The organism is Sorangium sp. So ce394 (genome assembly GCF_051474665.1).
In the GTDB taxonomy this organism is placed as follows: Bacteria; Myxococcota_A; Polyangia; order Polyangiales; family Polyangiaceae; genus Sorangium; species Sorangium cellulosum_D.
In genome coordinates this window covers 12566393-12581835 of the sequence record NZ_CP150339.1, presented here as the reverse complement: position 1 = coordinate 12581835, position 15443 = coordinate 12566393, and the positions used below count along the sequence as shown (strand labels likewise).

The 15443-nt window shown below is 70.3% G+C and carries 11 protein-coding genes and 1 pseudogene; 9 read left to right on the top strand and 3 right to left on the bottom strand.

What is annotated here, in order from left to right:
* Nucleotides 1–204: 204 nt before the first annotated feature.
* Together WMF33_RS46470 and WMF33_RS46465 are read left to right on the top strand one after the other, a co-directional pair.
* Nucleotides 205–459, top strand: coding sequence for a hypothetical protein (locus tag WMF33_RS46470; protein WP_437334572.1), 255 nt, complete (start codon nt 205–207; stop codon nt 457–459).
* Nucleotides 456–821 (top strand): type II toxin-antitoxin system VapC family toxin, encoded by a 366-nt coding sequence (locus WMF33_RS46465; RefSeq protein ID WP_437334571.1) that lies wholly within the window; start codon nt 456–458, stop codon nt 819–821. Before WMF33_RS46470 ends, WMF33_RS46465 begins: the two co-directional genes overlap by 4 nt.
* A 1519-nt stretch (nt 822–2340) precedes the next feature.
* On the opposite strand, the gene WMF33_RS46460 is transcribed toward WMF33_RS46465, so the two are convergent.
* Complete coding sequence (locus tag WMF33_RS46460) at nt 2341–3546, bottom strand: glycosyltransferase (protein ID WP_437339585.1); 1206 nt, start codon at nt 3544–3546, stop codon at nt 2341–2343.
* 500 nt (nt 3547–4046) lie between these two features.
* Nucleotides 4047–5276, bottom strand: coding sequence for a winged helix-turn-helix domain-containing protein (locus WMF33_RS46455; protein WP_437334570.1), 1230 nt, complete (start codon nt 5274–5276; stop codon nt 4047–4049).
* A 413-nt stretch (nt 5277–5689) separates the two neighbouring features.
* Here WMF33_RS46455 and WMF33_RS46450 point away from each other — a divergent pair, with 413 nt between their 5' ends.
* A complete protein-coding gene (locus tag WMF33_RS46450) occupies nt 5690–6886 on the top strand; it encodes an FAD-dependent monooxygenase (protein ID WP_437334569.1) in 1197 nt (398 codons plus the stop codon).
* 29 nt (nt 6887–6915) lie between these two features.
* Here WMF33_RS46450 and WMF33_RS46445 read toward each other — a convergent pair.
* A pseudogene (locus WMF33_RS46445) lies at nt 6916–7991 on the bottom strand (NtaA/DmoA family FMN-dependent monooxygenase).
* Nucleotides 7992–8138: 147 nt separating this feature from the next.
* Between WMF33_RS46445 and WMF33_RS46440 the strand changes: the two are divergent.
* The 6 genes from WMF33_RS46440 (at nt 8139) to WMF33_RS46415 (ending at nt 15378) form a co-directional block, all read left to right on the top strand.
* Complete coding sequence (locus tag WMF33_RS46440; RefSeq protein WP_437339605.1) at nt 8139–8405, top strand: hypothetical protein; 267 nt, start codon at nt 8139–8141, stop codon at nt 8403–8405.
* Nucleotides 8395–8961 carry a nucleotidyltransferase gene (locus tag WMF33_RS46435; RefSeq protein ID WP_437339584.1) on the top strand — a complete coding sequence of 189 codons (567 nt, stop codon included), beginning with the start codon at nt 8395–8397 and terminating at the stop codon, nt 8959–8961. Before WMF33_RS46440 ends, WMF33_RS46435 begins: the two co-directional genes overlap by 11 nt.
* 276 nt (nt 8962–9237) lie before the next feature.
* Nucleotides 9238–10344 carry a hypothetical protein gene (locus WMF33_RS46430; RefSeq protein ID WP_437334568.1) on the top strand — a complete coding sequence of 369 codons (1107 nt, stop codon included), beginning with the start codon at nt 9238–9240 and terminating at the stop codon, nt 10342–10344.
* Nucleotides 10345–10596: 252 nt separating this feature from the next.
* Nucleotides 10597–11985 (top strand): DUF1552 domain-containing protein, encoded by a 1389-nt coding sequence (locus tag WMF33_RS46425; protein WP_061623990.1) that lies wholly within the window; start codon nt 10597–10599, stop codon nt 11983–11985.
* A complete protein-coding gene (locus tag WMF33_RS46420) occupies nt 11982–13610 on the top strand; it encodes a DUF1592 domain-containing protein (protein WP_437334567.1) in 1629 nt (542 codons plus the stop codon). The genes WMF33_RS46425 and WMF33_RS46420 overlap by 4 nt, the downstream gene beginning before the upstream one ends.
* A gap of 79 nt (nt 13611–13689) precedes the next feature.
* Complete coding sequence (locus WMF33_RS46415; RefSeq protein WP_437334566.1) at nt 13690–15378, top strand: DEAD/DEAH box helicase; 1689 nt, start codon at nt 13690–13692, stop codon at nt 15376–15378.
* Nucleotides 15379–15443 lie beyond the last annotated feature (65 nt).

Below are 15443 nucleotides of genomic sequence, written 5' to 3'. Positions count from 1 at the left end.
GCGCGGCTGCGGCCGGGGCGAGCGCCTGTTCCGGCGCCGCCCGAGGTCGGGCGCCTGGCTCACGATGCCAGGGCCCTGGGGAGGGCAAGGACGCCGGTGCGCAGGCGGTCGCCGGAGGCGGCACGTGGGTGCGGGTCGACCGAGGCACGCCTCCGACGGACCGCCGACTTTCTCGGGAGCTGCGGGGATGGCATCCTGCCGGGCATGACCGTCGAGCAGATCGTCGCCGCCATCCGTGCCCTCCCTGTCCCCGATCGGCTTCGTGTGATCGAGCTCGTCGCGCACGAGGCTGCGAGCGACGTCCCTGCTACAGATCAGCCAGCTCGCCGCGAGGGCGTCACCTTGACCGAGCGGCACGGTCTCCTGCTCGTCGATGCCGACGCCACCCTGCCGGCCGATGTGTTCGACCATCGCCTCGATCGCGACGCACGGGCGGACGGGATCCTGGGAGGCTCATGAAGATCGCCTTCGATACGAGCGTGCTCGTCGCCGGACTGCACCGGGCGCATCCGCTCCACGGTCGCGCCGTCGTCTGGATCGACGCTGTGGCCGAGGGACGGGTAAGCGGCCTCGCCACCTGGCACGCCCTCGCGGAGCTCTGGTCGGTGCTCACCCGCCTGCCGCAGCCGGCGCGAGCCAGCCCGGAGCAGGCCTTGCAAGTCGTCCGTCGGGTTCGGAGTGTGTTCGACGTCCGCCCTGTGAATCCATCCGTGTACGACGAGGCGATGCAGCGGTGCACCGATCGCCAGCTCTCTTCCGGCGTCCTGTTCGATGCCCTGCACCTCGTGGCTGCCGAGCATGCCGGCGCAATGCGCTCGTGACGTTCAATGGATCGGATTTTCTCCGGTTGGCTGCTTCGACCTCGCCGCGCATCGTGATCCGTCCGGATCCACCCGAGGTCACTCTTTGACTTCTGACAGGGCTTCGACAGGCGTGAGCTCCGTCCGCGCGAACACGCGTTTCTAGCCTGGCGACCTGCTCGACCTGCGCGTGGGCGCTCCGCTCGTGGTGAAGCGACGCGTCCCCGGCTACGAGGCGGAGTGCCCCGACCGGCCGTCCTATCGCCGGCACAGCGTCCCGCAGCACACTCGCAAGGTGTAGGGCGGATGAAGCGTCGCAATCCGCTACTCGGGAATGCGCTACGCTCGCTGCCGGCGGCGCTGCTCCCCGTCGCGGCAATCCCTTCCCCTTCGTGCGGGACCGTGATAGATCGATCGCATCGTCAACGTGCTGGCAACGTGAAGGCGACATGGAAACCTTGCCGAGATTGCGTACACGCAACGTTTTTGTGCCCGGCGGACAGCCCCACCATACGTACGTAAGTAGGAACGAATATGGCCTTGAGGACGAGATACGCGCCAGCACCGATAATCTGTGCAAACTAGTTACAGTCACGGGTCCGACAAAGTCCGGGAAGTCCGTTCTCGCTAAGCGCGTCTTTCCTGGGAACACCGCCGCATGGATCGACGGCGGCTCCGTAGCAACCGAAGACGATCTGTGGACACAGGTCATCGCACAGCTCGCGGCGGCGACGAGCACTGCAAGCACTGAAGAAATCGCGAAAAGACGACTGCCGGAGGAATTGATATCGGCGGCGAGATTGGCGTAAAATTAATCGGCACTCCGCGAGCTATTGATCGATTTGCCCCAAGCCCATGAAGTCTCACGTGTTCTGGAGCACATGAGCACTATTCAAGCCGATCAAGAGGCGTCAGCGCCTGTGCTCGATTGGGACAAGCGGAACCGGCGCCTGCATGTCACAGACCCCTACTTCGCATTCTTTCTAAAATGGGGCGCTGACGTGTTTGCCACTGAGTACGTCGCTCCAGGCGCTTCGGGGAATCGATCAAATTCTCCACCCTCGTCCACACGGGCGAATTCGAGGGATCAGAAGCCTGCAACGCGGTGTAATCGGAGTCCAACTGACACGCATGCGCTCGCCAGAGCTCATTCGAATCGCATAAAATCACACAACAAAGAATCGGGCGCGAATGTTCCCGTGTCGGAGCACACGCTGAACGCAAATGAACGTGCTGTACTCGACTGTCTCTCGGCGGCAAGTGGTCCTTTGACTCTGCTCGTTCTCGCAGAGCAGGCATTCCCGGGACTCCCACCCGAGAAGGCCAATTCGTGGGTTCGCAACTCAGTTCGCAAGCCGCTTCGAATGGGCCTGATCGATCGGACCGGAAGCGGGGAGTACGCGTTGAGCAAAGCTCCTAAGCGCTGACGGCCCTGCAATCAACCGGAGCCAGTTGTTCGCCAAGGGGCTACACATGGCGACGCTTCGCGCCGCGGGAGGGTCCCACGCGGTTAGCCCGAGCTACTTGCCCTATGCTCCGATCAGCCCAACGCGGCCGCCCGCTCGATGAAACCGGCGGCGACGGCCGCGCCATCCACCGCCACGGCGCCCGCGATCGCGCCCGCGCGAGCAGCGACCCCCTCATCGAGCGCGCCCCCCAGCGCCGCCCGGAGCGACTCCGCGCTCAGCGCCCCAAGGTCCACGGACGTCCCTATCCCGAGCGCCCGCACGCGCGACGCCCAATACGGCTGATCCGCGAACATCGGCACGATCACCTGCGGCACCCCCGCGCGCGCCGCCGTCGTGGTCGTCCCCGCCCCGCCGTGGTGCACCACCGCGGCGACCCTCGGGAACAGCGCCTGCTGGTTGACGTCGCCGATCGCGATGCAGTCGGCGGCGTCGTCGGCCAGACCGAGCTCGGCCCACCCCTGCGACAGCACGACGCGGCGCCCCGCGGCCCGCACGGCCTCGATGACGCTCCGGCCGGTCTGCGGGTCCACAGGCATGCTGCCGAAGCCGACGTAGACGGGCGGCTCGCCCGCGGCGAGGAACGCTTCCAGCTCGGGGACGAGCGGCGTCTTGTCGGGAAGGATCCAGGCTCCCGTCTGCGCGACCTCCAGGCCGGGCGTCGTCGGCAGCGGCCCGAGGACCGGGTCCGCCGCGAGCCACGGAGCCTTGCCCAGAATGTGGCTGAAGGCATCGCTCAGCCGACTCAGCCCCAGCCGCTCCCGATGGTCGTTGAGCCGCTCGAGGACCCGCTCGTTCCAGCTCCGCGCTTCGTCCTGCCAGCCTCGGAGGTTCGACTCCGGGTCGCCCCCGGGCACCCCGCCGGGCGCATGATCCGGCGACGGCAGGGCCACCGGCGCGTACAGGGCGACCACCGACGGGATGCCCAGCCGTTCCGCGATGGACCGCGCGGCGTACTGGTGCGCTCCGCCGGCCACGATCGCGTCGCATCCCTCGGCGGCCGCCGCGGTCGCGTCGAACTGGTCCTTCACGAGGTGCGCGACAAGCGCGCGGACCTGCTCCGGCGTCGGTATCGCGGCCTGCGCACCGGCGGCCCCGCTCGGCGCACGCATCGCGATGCCGATCGGGCTCGCCGTGAAGCCCATTCCAGCCACCCAGTCGACGAAGTTCGGCGGAACGCACAGCCGCACGTCGTGCCCCCGGCGCCGCATCTCGACGGCCAGAGCCACCACGGGTTGCACGTCACCGCGCGTCCCCACTCCCGTCAGCAGTACCCGCATCGTCTCTCTCCCTTTCACCACGCGCGCCGCGTGGATGACGGAGGACGAAATGGCACCGCCCGTACGATTTTTCATCGTATTATCGCCCGAGCTCCGGTATACATGCTGAAGCGGGAGGCGGGGAAAGACGCCCGCGACGCGGATCATCCGTTCAGGCCGAAACGGCCGGTGGATCTCGCGCGAACCAGCACGCTTCCCCTCGTGGACGCGCTCTCGTGGGCTTCATGCACGGCGAGGGCGTCGAGGACCGTGGTAGGTTCTTCGAGTGGGCGTTGATTTCACCGCATTGCTCGATCACTCGCTCTCCTGGGACGAGCTCTATCGCCTTCCGGAGCTGTTGGATGCGCGGGCTCCGACCTCTTGTTCGACGGCGGCTCCTTTGGAGAGGTGCTGCGCTGGTTCGCCGAACGGATCGGCCTTCCAGCGTCGGGTCCACAGGAGCTGGCTGGCGCGGAGGAAGAGACGAGCGAGATGGGGTACCTCGTCGAGCGTGTGTCCGGCTAGCGCTTCCTGCGGGACGCCGAGGCGCCCGACAGGGCCTTCGTCAGCCGCTCCGCCAGGTCGCCCTTCGGCTCCACCCGCACGTGCTCCAGCCCCAGCCACCCGGCCATGGTCCGCAGCTCGCCCGCCAGCCGCTCCGGCGTCTCTGCGCCCGCCCCGGGCTCGGCGTGGCTCGCCTGCACGATCAGCACGCCCGCCTTGCGATCGGCCTTCAGGTCCACCCGCGCCGTGATCGCGTCGCCCTCGAGGAACGGCAGCACGTAGTAGCCGTGGGTCCGCTTCGCCGCGGGGGTGTAGATCTCGAGCCGCACCCGCACGCCGAACATCCGCTCGGTGCGCTCGCGAAACCAGATCAGGTTGTCGAAGGGCGAGAGCAGGGCGCAAACCTCGATCCGCCTCGGCCGCCGGGCGGCGGGATCGAGGAACGCCGGCTCCCGCCAGCCCATCACGCCCACGGGGATCAGCTCACCGGCTTCGACGAGCTCGGCGACCCGCGCCTTCGCCTCGGCGACCCCCATGCGGAAATAGTCCCGCAGGTCCCGCTCGGTCGCCACGCCCATGGCCCGGGCGGCGATGCGGATCAGCGCGCGCTGGGCGTCGTCGCGCGCGGGTGTCGGCGCCTCGAGCACCGCCCTCGGCAGCACCTTCTCCGGCAGGCCGTACACCCTCTCGAAGGTCCCCCGCCGCGTGGCGGTCGTCAGCTCGCCGCTCCAGAACAGGCACTCGGCCGCCCGCTTGGCGTCGCTCCAGCCCCACCAGCCGCCCGCCCCCTTCGCGCCGACCTCGAGCTCGGAGGCGGCCAGCGGCCCGCGCTCGCGGATCTGCTCCAGCGCCCGGTCCACCACCGGCCGGTGCTCGAGCAGGAAGCGCGCCACGCCCTTCCAGACGCCCACCCCGTCGCGCGCGTCGGCCATCCGCCAGCGCAGCAGCGGTTGGGCGGCGAGCGGCAGCAGCGAGGCCTCATGCGCCCAGTACTCGAACAGCGGCCGCTTCCGCGCCCAGGCGAGCTCCTCCAGCATCGGCCGCGGATAGGCCCCCAGCCGCGAGAAGGCCGGCAGGTAATGGGTGCGCGAGACCACGTTGACGCTGTCGATCTGCACCACGCCAAGCCGCTCGATCAGCCGGGTCAGATGCTGCTTCGTCGCCGCCGGCCCGGGCCGCTCCGCCCGGAAGCCCTGCGCCGCAAGCGCGATGCGCCGTGCCTCCGCCGCCGACAGGGTGTCCTTCATCCGCGCCTTCCGTCCGTTCGGGCCCGCACCATAGAGCCTGAGCAAAGAAAATACAATGTTGCGGCGCCGCCTCGACACAAACGCCGCCCGTCGTGGAGGGTGGTGATATCGTAGCTATACTTGCGTCTCGACGTGCCTCCAGTGCACGCGGTGAAAGGTTGAAGGTCATCGAGCAGCTCGTCGAGGGACCGCGACGCCTCGACGCCCAGCCGCTGATGGTGCGCCCTAGCGCCGTGATCCACCGTGCCGCAGCCAGCGCCTCGAGGACCGCCGCGCGAGGTCTTGTCGTCCACGACTGGGTGGAAGATCCGGGCGCTCTCGACATTTCGCGGATTCATGCAATGTCTAGCGCCTGGCTGGCGGAGCCGCCCCACCGCCTCACGGCGATCGTAAAAGATAGGAGCGAATGATCCGTGGAACATCGAACTGTTCTGATCGCGGGCGCGAGCATCGCCGGCCCCGCGCTCGCCTTCTGGCTCGCGCGCTACGGCTTCCGACCCGTCGTCGTGGAGCGCGCCGGCGCGCTCCGGCTCGGCGGGCAGAACATCGACGTCCAGGGCGCGGCGCGGGAGGTCGTGCGCCGCATGGGCATCGAAGGCGACATCCGAGCCGCCAACACGGGGGAGCAGGGGCTCCGCTTCGTCGACGAGCACAACGTGACCAAGGCCGAGTTCCCCGCGGCGAGCTCGGACGGCGGCGGGTTTACCCAGGAGCTCGAGATCCTTCGCGGCGACCTCGCCAGGATCCTCTACGACCGCACCCGAGACTCCACGGAATATATCTTTGGTGACCAGATCACGGGCCTCCGCGACCACGGCGACCGGGTGACGGTCTCCTTCGAGCACGGCGCCGAGCGCGACGTCGACCTCGTGGTCGCCGCCGACGGCATCCGCTCACGAACCCGTACGCTCATCGTCGGCGATGAGCCCACGATCCGCCCGCTCGGCCTCTATGGCAGCTACTTCACGATCCCCCGCGGAGCGTCCGACAGCGCCTGGGCTCGCTGGTACCACGCGCCCGGCAGCCGATCGATCATCCTGCGTCCCGACAACGTGGGCACCACCCGGGCGTCGCTGTGGTTCCTGTCGCCCGCGCGCGGCCATGAGAGGTTGAGCGCCGCCGAGCAAAAGGCGCTCATCGCGCGCGTCTTCGCCGACGCCGGCTGGGAATCGCCGCGGGTGCTCGCCGCGCTGGCCGACGCCGAGGACGTCTACTTCGACGGCGTCAGCCAGGTCATGGCGCCGCGCTGGTCACACGGTCGGGCCGCGCTCGTGGGCGACGCTGCGTACTGTCCGTCGCCGGTCAGCGGAATGGGCGCGAGCCTCTCGCTCGTCGGCGCTTACGTGCTCGCGGGAGAGCTGTCGCGGCACTCCGACCATCGAGGCGCCTTCGCGGCCTATGAAAAGCGCATGCGCCCCTATGTCGACCTGGCCCAGAAGCTCCCACCAGGCGTCCCCTGGATCGCGCACCCGAAATCGAGGCTCGGCGTTTCGCTCCTCCACGCGGCCCTTCGCGTTGCGTCCAGCCCCCTCTTGCGGCGACGCGAGGGCTGGCTCGTCTCCTCGCCGGCCGACAAGATCGCGCTCCCCGACTACGCGAACGGCGGCTGAGCGCAGCGTTCGGCGCTGCCGGCGCTCGCTCAGGCGGCGCCGGCGGCGCGCCGGACGAACCGGTTCTCGGGGCGCGGTAGCCCCAGGTTCTCGCGCAGCGTGCGGCCCTCGTACTCGGTGCGGAAGAGGTCCCGGCGGCGCAGCTCGGGGAGCACCAGGTCGATGAAATCGGTGAGCCCGCCGGGCAGGTGGGGCGGCATCACGTTGAAGCCGTCGGCCGCGTCGTTCAGCAGCCACTCCTCCATCAGGTCGGCGATGGTCTCCGGCGTGCCCACGAGCTGCTTATGGCCGCGCGCCCCGGCGATGCGCAGGTAGAGCTGACGGAGGGTGAGGTTCTCGCGCCGGGCGAGATCGAGGAGCAGGGCCTGACGGCTCTTGCCGCCGTTGCTGGCCGGGAGCTCCGGTATCGGCCCGTCGACGGGGTACTTCGAGAGGTCGAATCCGCCGATCATCCCCGACACCAGCGAGAGCCCCACCGTCGGGTGGACCAGGTCCTGGAGCGCGTCGAACTTCGCCTGCGCCTCGGCCTGGGTGCGCCCGACGACCGGGAACAGGCCGGGCATGATCTTCAGGTGCTCGGGGCTGCGCCCGTACTTGGCCAGGCGCCCCTTCACGTCCGCGTAGAAGGCCCGGGCTTCCGCCAGGGTCTGCTGCGCGGTGAAGATCACCTCCGCCGTGCGCGCCGCCAGCTTCTTGCCCGGCTCCGACGAGCCCGCCTGCACCCGGACCGGGTGCCCCTGTGGCGGGCGCGCCACGTTGAGCGGCCCGCGCACCGAGAAGTGCTTTCCCTTATGGCTCAGCGTGTGCAGCTTGTATGCTCCGTGACCGCCGAGAGCGCGGACAGGAGGGTGATGGGCTCGAAGGACGCGGCGCGGGCGCTCCGGGACAGGGACTCGAGATCGGAGGCGCCTCCCCACACGGCCGCGCTGTCGGCGAGGAAGACGGCATCGAGCTTGGCCGCCTCGGCGGCCTGGGCGACGCGCTTGTAGTGCTTGAAGCTGTGACCGCCGTCCGCCTGCGCGTCGGGGTGCCGCCAGGCGGCGACGTGGTGGCCGGTGGCGGGGATGAACGCGCCGAGTCGAAGCTGCTTGCGGGGTGAGCTCATGAGAAGGGTCCTGAGGCTGGGTCGTGAGAGGGGCGCGGCTGTCGCAGATCCCTGCGCTCGCCGCCTCATGGAGCGCCCAGGGCGCGCCGTGGTCTGAGACACGGGTCGACGTACCCGCCGCGCCGCGGTCGTGGTAACCTGGTCACGATGCGCAACGCTGACGAGCTCCGGCGGTTCGCTCGCCAGGGCTGGGTGGCCGCCCAGCGCGACAAGGAGCTCTACTGGCGCGACTGGAAGCGGCAGCACGGCCCTGCCGCTGGGATCCGGATCGCCGATGAGCTCCGCAAACAAGTCCTCGCGCAAAAGCCCGGCTGGCCGGGCGAAGAAGAGCGCCGCGAAGACCTCGCCACGCACCTCCGCGTCCTCGAGGCCCTCGACCGCGTCCCGCCCCGCCCCCGTCGCCCTGCTCGCTGACCTCGCCGCGGCGCTGCGGAGGCGCCGGCTGCGCTGGTACGTCTTCGGCGCGCAGGCCGCCGTGGCCTATGGCCGGCCCCGCATGACCGCCGACGTCGACGTCACCGTCGACCTCGCGCAGACCAGCACGCTCGCCCTCGTGGACGACCTCGCGCGCGCGGGCTTCGACCTCCGGATCGACCTCGGCGAGGACTTCCTCCGCGAAGCCCGCCTGCTCCCGCTCGTGCACCGCCCGACCTGCATGCCCATCGACGTGGTGGTCGCGGCGTCGAGCCTGCACCTCGAGTTCCTGGCGCGCCGCAGGTTGATCGACCTCGGCGGCCTGAGCGTGCCGATGATCAGCCCGGAAGACCTGATCGTCACCAAGGTCCTGGCCGGCCGCCCCAAGGACCTCGAGGACGTGCGCGGCGTGCTGCTCGAGCAGCGCGACCTCGACCTGGATCGCATCCGCGATCTCCTCGGCGGGCTCGAGGCCGCCCTCGGCGAGGACAGGTTGCTCCGCCGCCTCGATCGTCTGGTCCGCAAAGCACGCACCTCCGTCGTGCGCCGGCCATGAGATGAGCGGGGGCAGGTCGAGCGGCTCGGCGGCGACGACGCCGCGGAGAGAGCGCCGATCGGGTTGGGCTCCGCGGGAGTGAGCCGACGCGAGAGGACCGCCCAGGACCGGCGGCACAGGCTGACACCACCGTCATGCGCGGCGCGCGCGGAGCCCGCGAGAACCTCGCGGCGGTCGGGCGATCCGCGGCCGGCACGGCGACTGCACACCGGCACGTGTGTCCGCACGCGCCCTTGCGGAGCTGACCCGCGCCGGGTCGCTCGAGGAGGAACTTCGATGCCTTGTTCTCGTTTCGCCGCGTTGACCCTCGCCGTCATGGGAGGCCTGAGCGCTCTCTGTATCTCCCGTCCGAGCGCCGCCTGCTCGCCTCCGCCGGACGGGCGCTATGCGTCCTCGGTCCCGCGCGCCGTGCCGCTCGACGGGGTCATCGTGGCCCGGGTCAGCTGCTACTACAACTGCCCGGAGACCGCGCCCGTGCTCGTGGTCACGGACAAGGAAACAGGCGAGGTCCTGGCCGGCGCCCAGGAGGAGGTCGCCGACGTGCCCGCGAGCGAGGGCGAGAGCTTGCTCGCCTTTCGCCCCGCGGCCCCGCTCGTCGACGGCCACACCTACCAGGTCACGGTCGAGCAACAGAGCATCGGCGCCGACGTCTGGGAGACCCAGGCCAGCGCCGCGGTCGATATGGACGCGGGCGCCATCCCCGTCCAGGCCAGCGTCGTCGTGGAGGAGCGCTGGCACGGCGAGACGAGCTGCTGTATCGACGATGGGTGGACCTGCGGTCCGGAAGAGATGTGCGTGGCCAAGGAGGTGGAGCGTTACGCCGAAATCATCCTCGATGTGAGCGGGGGGGTGGACCACGGCGTGGGCCAGTACGTGCAGACCTTTACCTTCTCGAGCCCCGACGGGGAGGAGCTCGGCCAGAAGACCGTCTGGGGAGGGTTCCTCGTCCAGTCGTACGACGTCGCGTCCACGGAGTACTGCTACCAGGTCACGTACAGGAGCCTCGTCGACGGCACGACGATCGAGAAGGAGCGCACGTGCGTCCCGCACGGCGACGCGGGCGCGACGGGCATCTTCCCGGCCGACGCGGCGACCATCGGCGAGGAAATCGAGGGGTGCGCGGCTCCGCCCGAGGGCTTCGAGGAGGCCTGGTGCAGCGCGAGGGCGGCGACGTGCGAGAGGCACCCCAGCGAATGCGCCGAAGATGACGTGAGCTCCTGCGACGATCCCGGCGCCGGCGGAGACCCCCCGGAGGGCGATCACGTCAGCGTCGGCTGCTCGGCGAGCGCGGGCCGCGGCGCCGCGTACGGCTGGGCGCTGCCCGCGATCGGGCTCGCGCTGTCCCTCGCGGGCCGCGTTCGGCGGCGTCGCGACCGCCGCTGACCCATCCGAAGCGCACGTATCCGTCGCTCCGCCCGGCGCCCCACTCCCCGCCTGGCCGCATAGCGCAAGAGAATGTATTTTACATCACCGAGCAACACAGCACAAGATATCGACGTTCAATGGAGTTGCTTCGCGCGCCGACCGTGAGATAATTCTCACGCCAAACTTCCTTTCTTACCGGCGCAGCAACAAAACGACGGTACGACGACCATCCACGGGGCTTTCTTGCTTTGCCCGAATGGAGACGACGAGATGCGTTCTCTTGCCAAGAAACACCATAAGAGCGACCTCGCGCTGGGGCGCCGCGTCTTCTTGAAGGCGCTCGGCGCCGGAATCGCGGCGCCGCTCGCCTTCCGGATGAGCAACCTGGCGCTGGCCGAGCCGAGCGCGGCGCCGGTCCGGCTGTTCATCTACTTCGTCCCCCATGGCATGCCCATGGAGTATGCCGAGCCGTACGGCTCCCCGGGCGCGGACTTCCTGAAGGGCTCGACGGTCCTGTCGGCGCTCGCGCCCTTCGGGAAATACGTCAATGTCTGCCGCGGGCTCGGCATCAACGGCTTCAACAACCACGAGGCGGTCGCCGGCGTGCTCACCGGCGTGAAGGACGGCGCGGGGGCCGACTCGATCGACCATACCATCGCGCAGGCGCTCGGCGTCGAGGCCTACAACCTCGGGGCCAACCCGTACCCGAGGAACCAGGACGGGACGGGGTTCGACAAGAACTCCTACCTGATCAAGCACGGGGGTGTCTGGGTGCGCCCCATCGAGGACCCCGCGGCCGCGGCCGCGGAGATGCTCGGGGCCGTCGGCGGGGGGCAGCAGGGCGGAGGCGCCCCGGCGACGGACGAGGTGGCCTTTCGCAACGAGGCGCTCGGGCTCACCGAGCGGCAGCTCGAGAAGATGCAGCGCGCGCTCTCGGGCCTCACGAGCGAGCAGCGCAAGCTCGGGGTGCACCTCGAGTCGGTGCGCTCGCTCAAGGCCGCGGCCGACAGGCCGGTCGTGAACGCCTGCAGCGAGCGGCCGGCGCTGCCCGCGCTCGACGCGCTCTCGGGCAAGAGCGTCTTCGAGCAGGCGAACCTGCGGAGCGTCATCGACGCGCACCTCGAGGTCGCCGCCAACGCGATGGTGTGCGGCACGGCGCGCGTCGTCACGATGCAGAACCTGTGGGTCAACTGCGATCTCCCCATGAGCTTCACCGGCGGCCCCGGCAGCGCGAGCAACTACCACGGGGCGACGTCCCACTCCCGGGAGCCGCCCGGTCGCAAGGAGTTCGCTTCGGTCCAGGGCTGGTTCTTCGCGCGGCTCGCGGAGAAGCTGCTCGCCGTCCTCGACCAGCCCGACCCGCTCGATCCCGGTAACACCGTCCTCCACAACTCGCTCATCTACGTGTGCAGCGAGATCGGCGACGGCGCCGATCACAACTCCGACGTCCACGACGTCTACCTCGGGAACCAGATCGTCCACTCCTACCTTCCGGCGATCCTGATCGGCAACGCCGGCGGCCGCATCGCGAGCCGCGGCGTCGTCGACGTCGACACCGACCACGTCAACATGCTGGCCACGCTCGGCGATGCCATGGGCGTTTCCATCAAGCAGATCGGCGCGCACAGCGCGCAGCCGATCCAGGAGCTGAAGTCATGATCCGCTGGCAAACGTGGGTGCTCGCCGGGGTCGCGTCATCGCTCCTCGCGTGCGTCGGTGACGCGGGCGGGGGCGACCCCGAGAAGGACCCTCCCATCGACGGCGACTCGTGCGAGCAGGCGCAGGTCGGCGCTCCGGTGCTGCGGCGGCTCTCCGCGCTGGAGCTGGAGAACAGCCTCCGCGACATCTTCCCCGAGCTCGGCGCGGCGGCGTGGTCGGGCGTCCGGCTGGGCACCGACCCGACATCGAAGCTCGGCTTCACCAATGACGCCGAGGCCCTGCAGGTCGGCGTCCAGACCGCGAAGGAGCTGCTGGGCACGGCGGAGGACGTCGCCGACATCGTGACCGCCCAGGGCGCGCTGGCCACCTCGCTCCCGTGCGCGGCGACGCAGCCTGGCCCCGAGTGCGCCGCCGAGTTCGTCGCCCGGCACGGGCTGCGGCTGTTCCGCCGACCGGTGAGCGAGGAGGAGAAGAGCGAGCTCCTGGCGCTCCACGCCTCGGTGAGCGGGAAGTCCGATTTCCGCGTCGGCCTCAAGTGGACGCTGGTCTCCATGATCCAGTCGCCCCACGCGTTCTATCGATCGGAGATCGGCGCCCCGAACGGCGGCCGCTACGAGCTGTCCCAGCACGAGCTCGCGACGGCGCTCGCCTACAACTACACGGGCACGACGCCCACGCCCGAGCTGCTCGACAAGGCGGCGCGCGGGGAGCTCGGCTCGCCGGAGGCGCTCGTCGACGAGGCGCGCGCGCTCCTCAGCTCGCCGCGCGGCCACGAGGCGATGAGCCGCTTCCTGCAGCAGTGGCTCAGCTACGGCAAGGTGAACGGGATCGCGAAGGAGAATCTCCCCGACTTCAGCACCTATGGGGCCCTCATGCAGGAAGAGACACGCCTCTTCCTCGAGGAGGTCCTCTACACCCGCGGCGCCGGCGTGACCGAGCTCTTGACCGCGCCGTACACCTTCCTCAACGACGAGCTCTCGACGTTCTACAGGTACGGCAACGTCACAGGCTCGGCCTTCCAGCGCGTGGATCGGCCCGCGGAGTGGAGCGTCGGGCTGCTCGCCCAGGGCTCCATCCTCGCGGGGAACTCGCGCATGGACGGCTCGTCGCCGACCCACCGCGGACTGCTCGTCTTCGAGCGGCTCCTCTGCGGCGACGTCCCCCCGCCGCCGGCGAACATCCCGGCGATCACCAAGCCCGATCCGGGGAAGACGACGACGCGCGCGCGCTACGAGGAGATCCACATCTCGGCCGAGGCCTGCAACGGGTGCCACGCGTCGTTCGACCCGACGGGCTTCGCGCTCGAGCATTTCGACGAGACGGGGCGCTACCGCGCCGACGAGGGCGGCCTTCCCATCGACGACTCGGGCTACATCGCCGTCGAGGGCGAGAAGCGGCCTGTCGCCGGCGCGACGGGCCTGGCCGAGACGCTCGCCGGCTCGCCCGAGGTGACCGCGTGCGTGAGCAAGCTCGGAGCGGCCTACGCCTACGGCGGGGCGCTCGGGGCCGAGTGCGCCATCGGCGAGGCCCAGCAGGGCCTCGTGAACGGGCAGATCGGCCTCGTCGAGTACTTCGCGCAGCTCGCGGGCACCGAGCACATGCGCGCCCGCGTCCGCCGGGAGTAGCCTGCGCGGCGGGCCTGCGCCGTGAAGGGCGCGGGCAGGGGCCCCGGGCTATGCTGGCGCGACGCCAGCGCGAGAGCTCATGACCAGCGCCCCCCTCACCACCCCCTCAGCGCCGATGGGCCCCGGCGCGCCCGCCCTGCGCCCGTACCAGCGCGCCGCCGTCGACGCCGTCCTCGCGGCCCGCAGGCGCGGCGTCCGACGCATGGTCGTGTGCCTCCCCACCGGCGCTGGGAAGACCGTCATCTTCTCCCATCTCGCCCGCCTCGCCAGGCGGCAGGTCCTCGTCCTCGCCCACCGCGAAGAGCTCCTCTTCCAGGCCAAGGACAAGATCGAGCGCGCCCTCGGCGGGCAGGCCGCGGTCGCCGTCGAGCAGGGCGAGCTCCGCGCCTCGGCGGACGCGCGGGTCATCGTCTGTTCGATACGCTCTCTCCACGAGAAGCGGCTCGAGCAGGTCACCCGCGGCCGCGATATCGGCCTCGTGATCTACGACGAATGCCACCACGCCCCCGCCGAGGACAACCGCCGCGTCCTCCGCCAGCTCGGCGCCTTCGACCCCGCGTGGACAGGCACCCTCCTCGGGTTCACCGCGACGACGGCCCGCGGCGACGGCAAAGGGCTCGACGACGTCTTCGAGGCGATCGTCTACAGCCGCACCCTCCCCGAGATGATCGCGGACGGCTACCTCGCCCCCCTCACCGGCTACCGCGTCGCCACCGCCACGGACCTCTCCCGCCTCGACGGGGGCGGCCTCGACTTCGCCGCGGACGAGCTCGAGGAGGCCGTCGACCTGGAGGAGCGCAACGCGCTCGTCGCCCGCTCCATTCAAGAGCTCGCGCGCGACCGGCGCACCATCGCGTTCTGCGTCACGGTCGCGCACGCCAGGAACCTCTCGAAGGCGCTCAACCACCTCGGCGTCCGGGCCGCCTACGTCCACGGCGACATGCCCTCCGACCTCCGCGGCCGGATCCTCGCCGATTTCCGGGAAGAGCGCGTCCAGGTGCTCACCAACGTCGCTGTCCTCACCGAGGGCTTCGACGACCCCGGCGTCTCCTGCGTCGCGATGGCCCGCCCCACCCGCTCGGAGGGGCTCTATGCCCAGTGCGTCGGGCGCGGCACCCGCCTCCATCCAGGCAAGAAGGATTGCCTCGTCCTCGATTTCGTCGACCTCTCCTCTCTCCAGCTGTGCACGCTCCCCTCGCTCTTCGGCATGCCCCGCGACCTCGATCTCGAGGGCAGGGACGCCGCCGAGGCGAGCCGCTTTTACCGGCAGGTGGCCTTCGACTACCCGGGGTTCGAGGTCGAGGCGGGCCGCATCACGCTGCGCGAGATCCAGGAGCGCGCCGCGCGCTTCGATCCCCTGAGCCTCCGCGTCGATCCCGAGGTGCTGGCCATCTCGCGCAACGCGTGGGTGTCGCTCGGCCGCTTCGGGCTCGCGCTCCATTTCGAGAGGAAGCCCGGCGCGATCAGCGAGGTCGCCGTCCTCGCCCGCGGCGGTCGCGGGAAGCGGTGGCATGTCCTGCTGGATGGCAAGCTGGTCGAGCGCTTCTCGACCCTCGAGGAGGCGGTGTCCGCGGTCGATTACGAGGTCGCGCGCCGCGGCCCCGCGGCCGGGGCCTCGGCGCGCCACGACGCGCCATGGCGCCGGGGAAAGCCCCCGGTGCCCCTGCCGGCCGAGCCGCCGAGGGGCCATCCCCCGCCGAGCACCATGGAACAGGCCATGATCCTGGCGGTGTGGGCGAGGGTCACCGCGCCGCGCGAGGAGCGATGAGCCGATCGATCCGCCTGCCGCCCGAGGTGACGGGCGGCAGTGGCAGGCTGGCGCAGATCGCGTCT

Coding starts and splice junctions, on each gene's coding strand:
- WMF33_RS46430 (WP_437334568.1), top strand. CDS start 9,238: ATGCCTTGTTCTCGTTTCGCCGCGTTGACCCTCGCCGTCATGGGAGGC.
- WMF33_RS46420 (WP_437334567.1), top strand. CDS start 11,982: ATGATCCGCTGGCAAACGTGGGTGCTCGCCGGGGTCGCGTCATCGCTC.
- WMF33_RS46470 (WP_437334572.1), top strand. CDS start 205: ATGACCGTCGAGCAGATCGTCGCCGCCATCCGTGCCCTCCCTGTCCCC.
- WMF33_RS46425 (WP_061623990.1), top strand. CDS start 10,597: ATGCGTTCTCTTGCCAAGAAACACCATAAGAGCGACCTCGCGCTGGGG.
- WMF33_RS46465 (WP_437334571.1), top strand. CDS start 456: ATGAAGATCGCCTTCGATACGAGCGTGCTCGTCGCCGGACTGCACCGG.
- WMF33_RS46440 (WP_437339605.1), top strand. CDS start 8,139: ATGCGCAACGCTGACGAGCTCCGGCGGTTCGCTCGCCAGGGCTGGGTG.
- WMF33_RS46460 (WP_437339585.1), bottom strand. CDS start 3,546: ATGCGGGTACTGCTGACGGGAGTGGGGACGCGCGGTGACGTGCAACCC.
- WMF33_RS46455 (WP_437334570.1), bottom strand. CDS start 5,276: ATGAAGGACACCCTGTCGGCGGCGGAGGCACGGCGCATCGCGCTTGCG.
- WMF33_RS46415 (WP_437334566.1), top strand. CDS start 13,690: ATGACCAGCGCCCCCCTCACCACCCCCTCAGCGCCGATGGGCCCCGGC.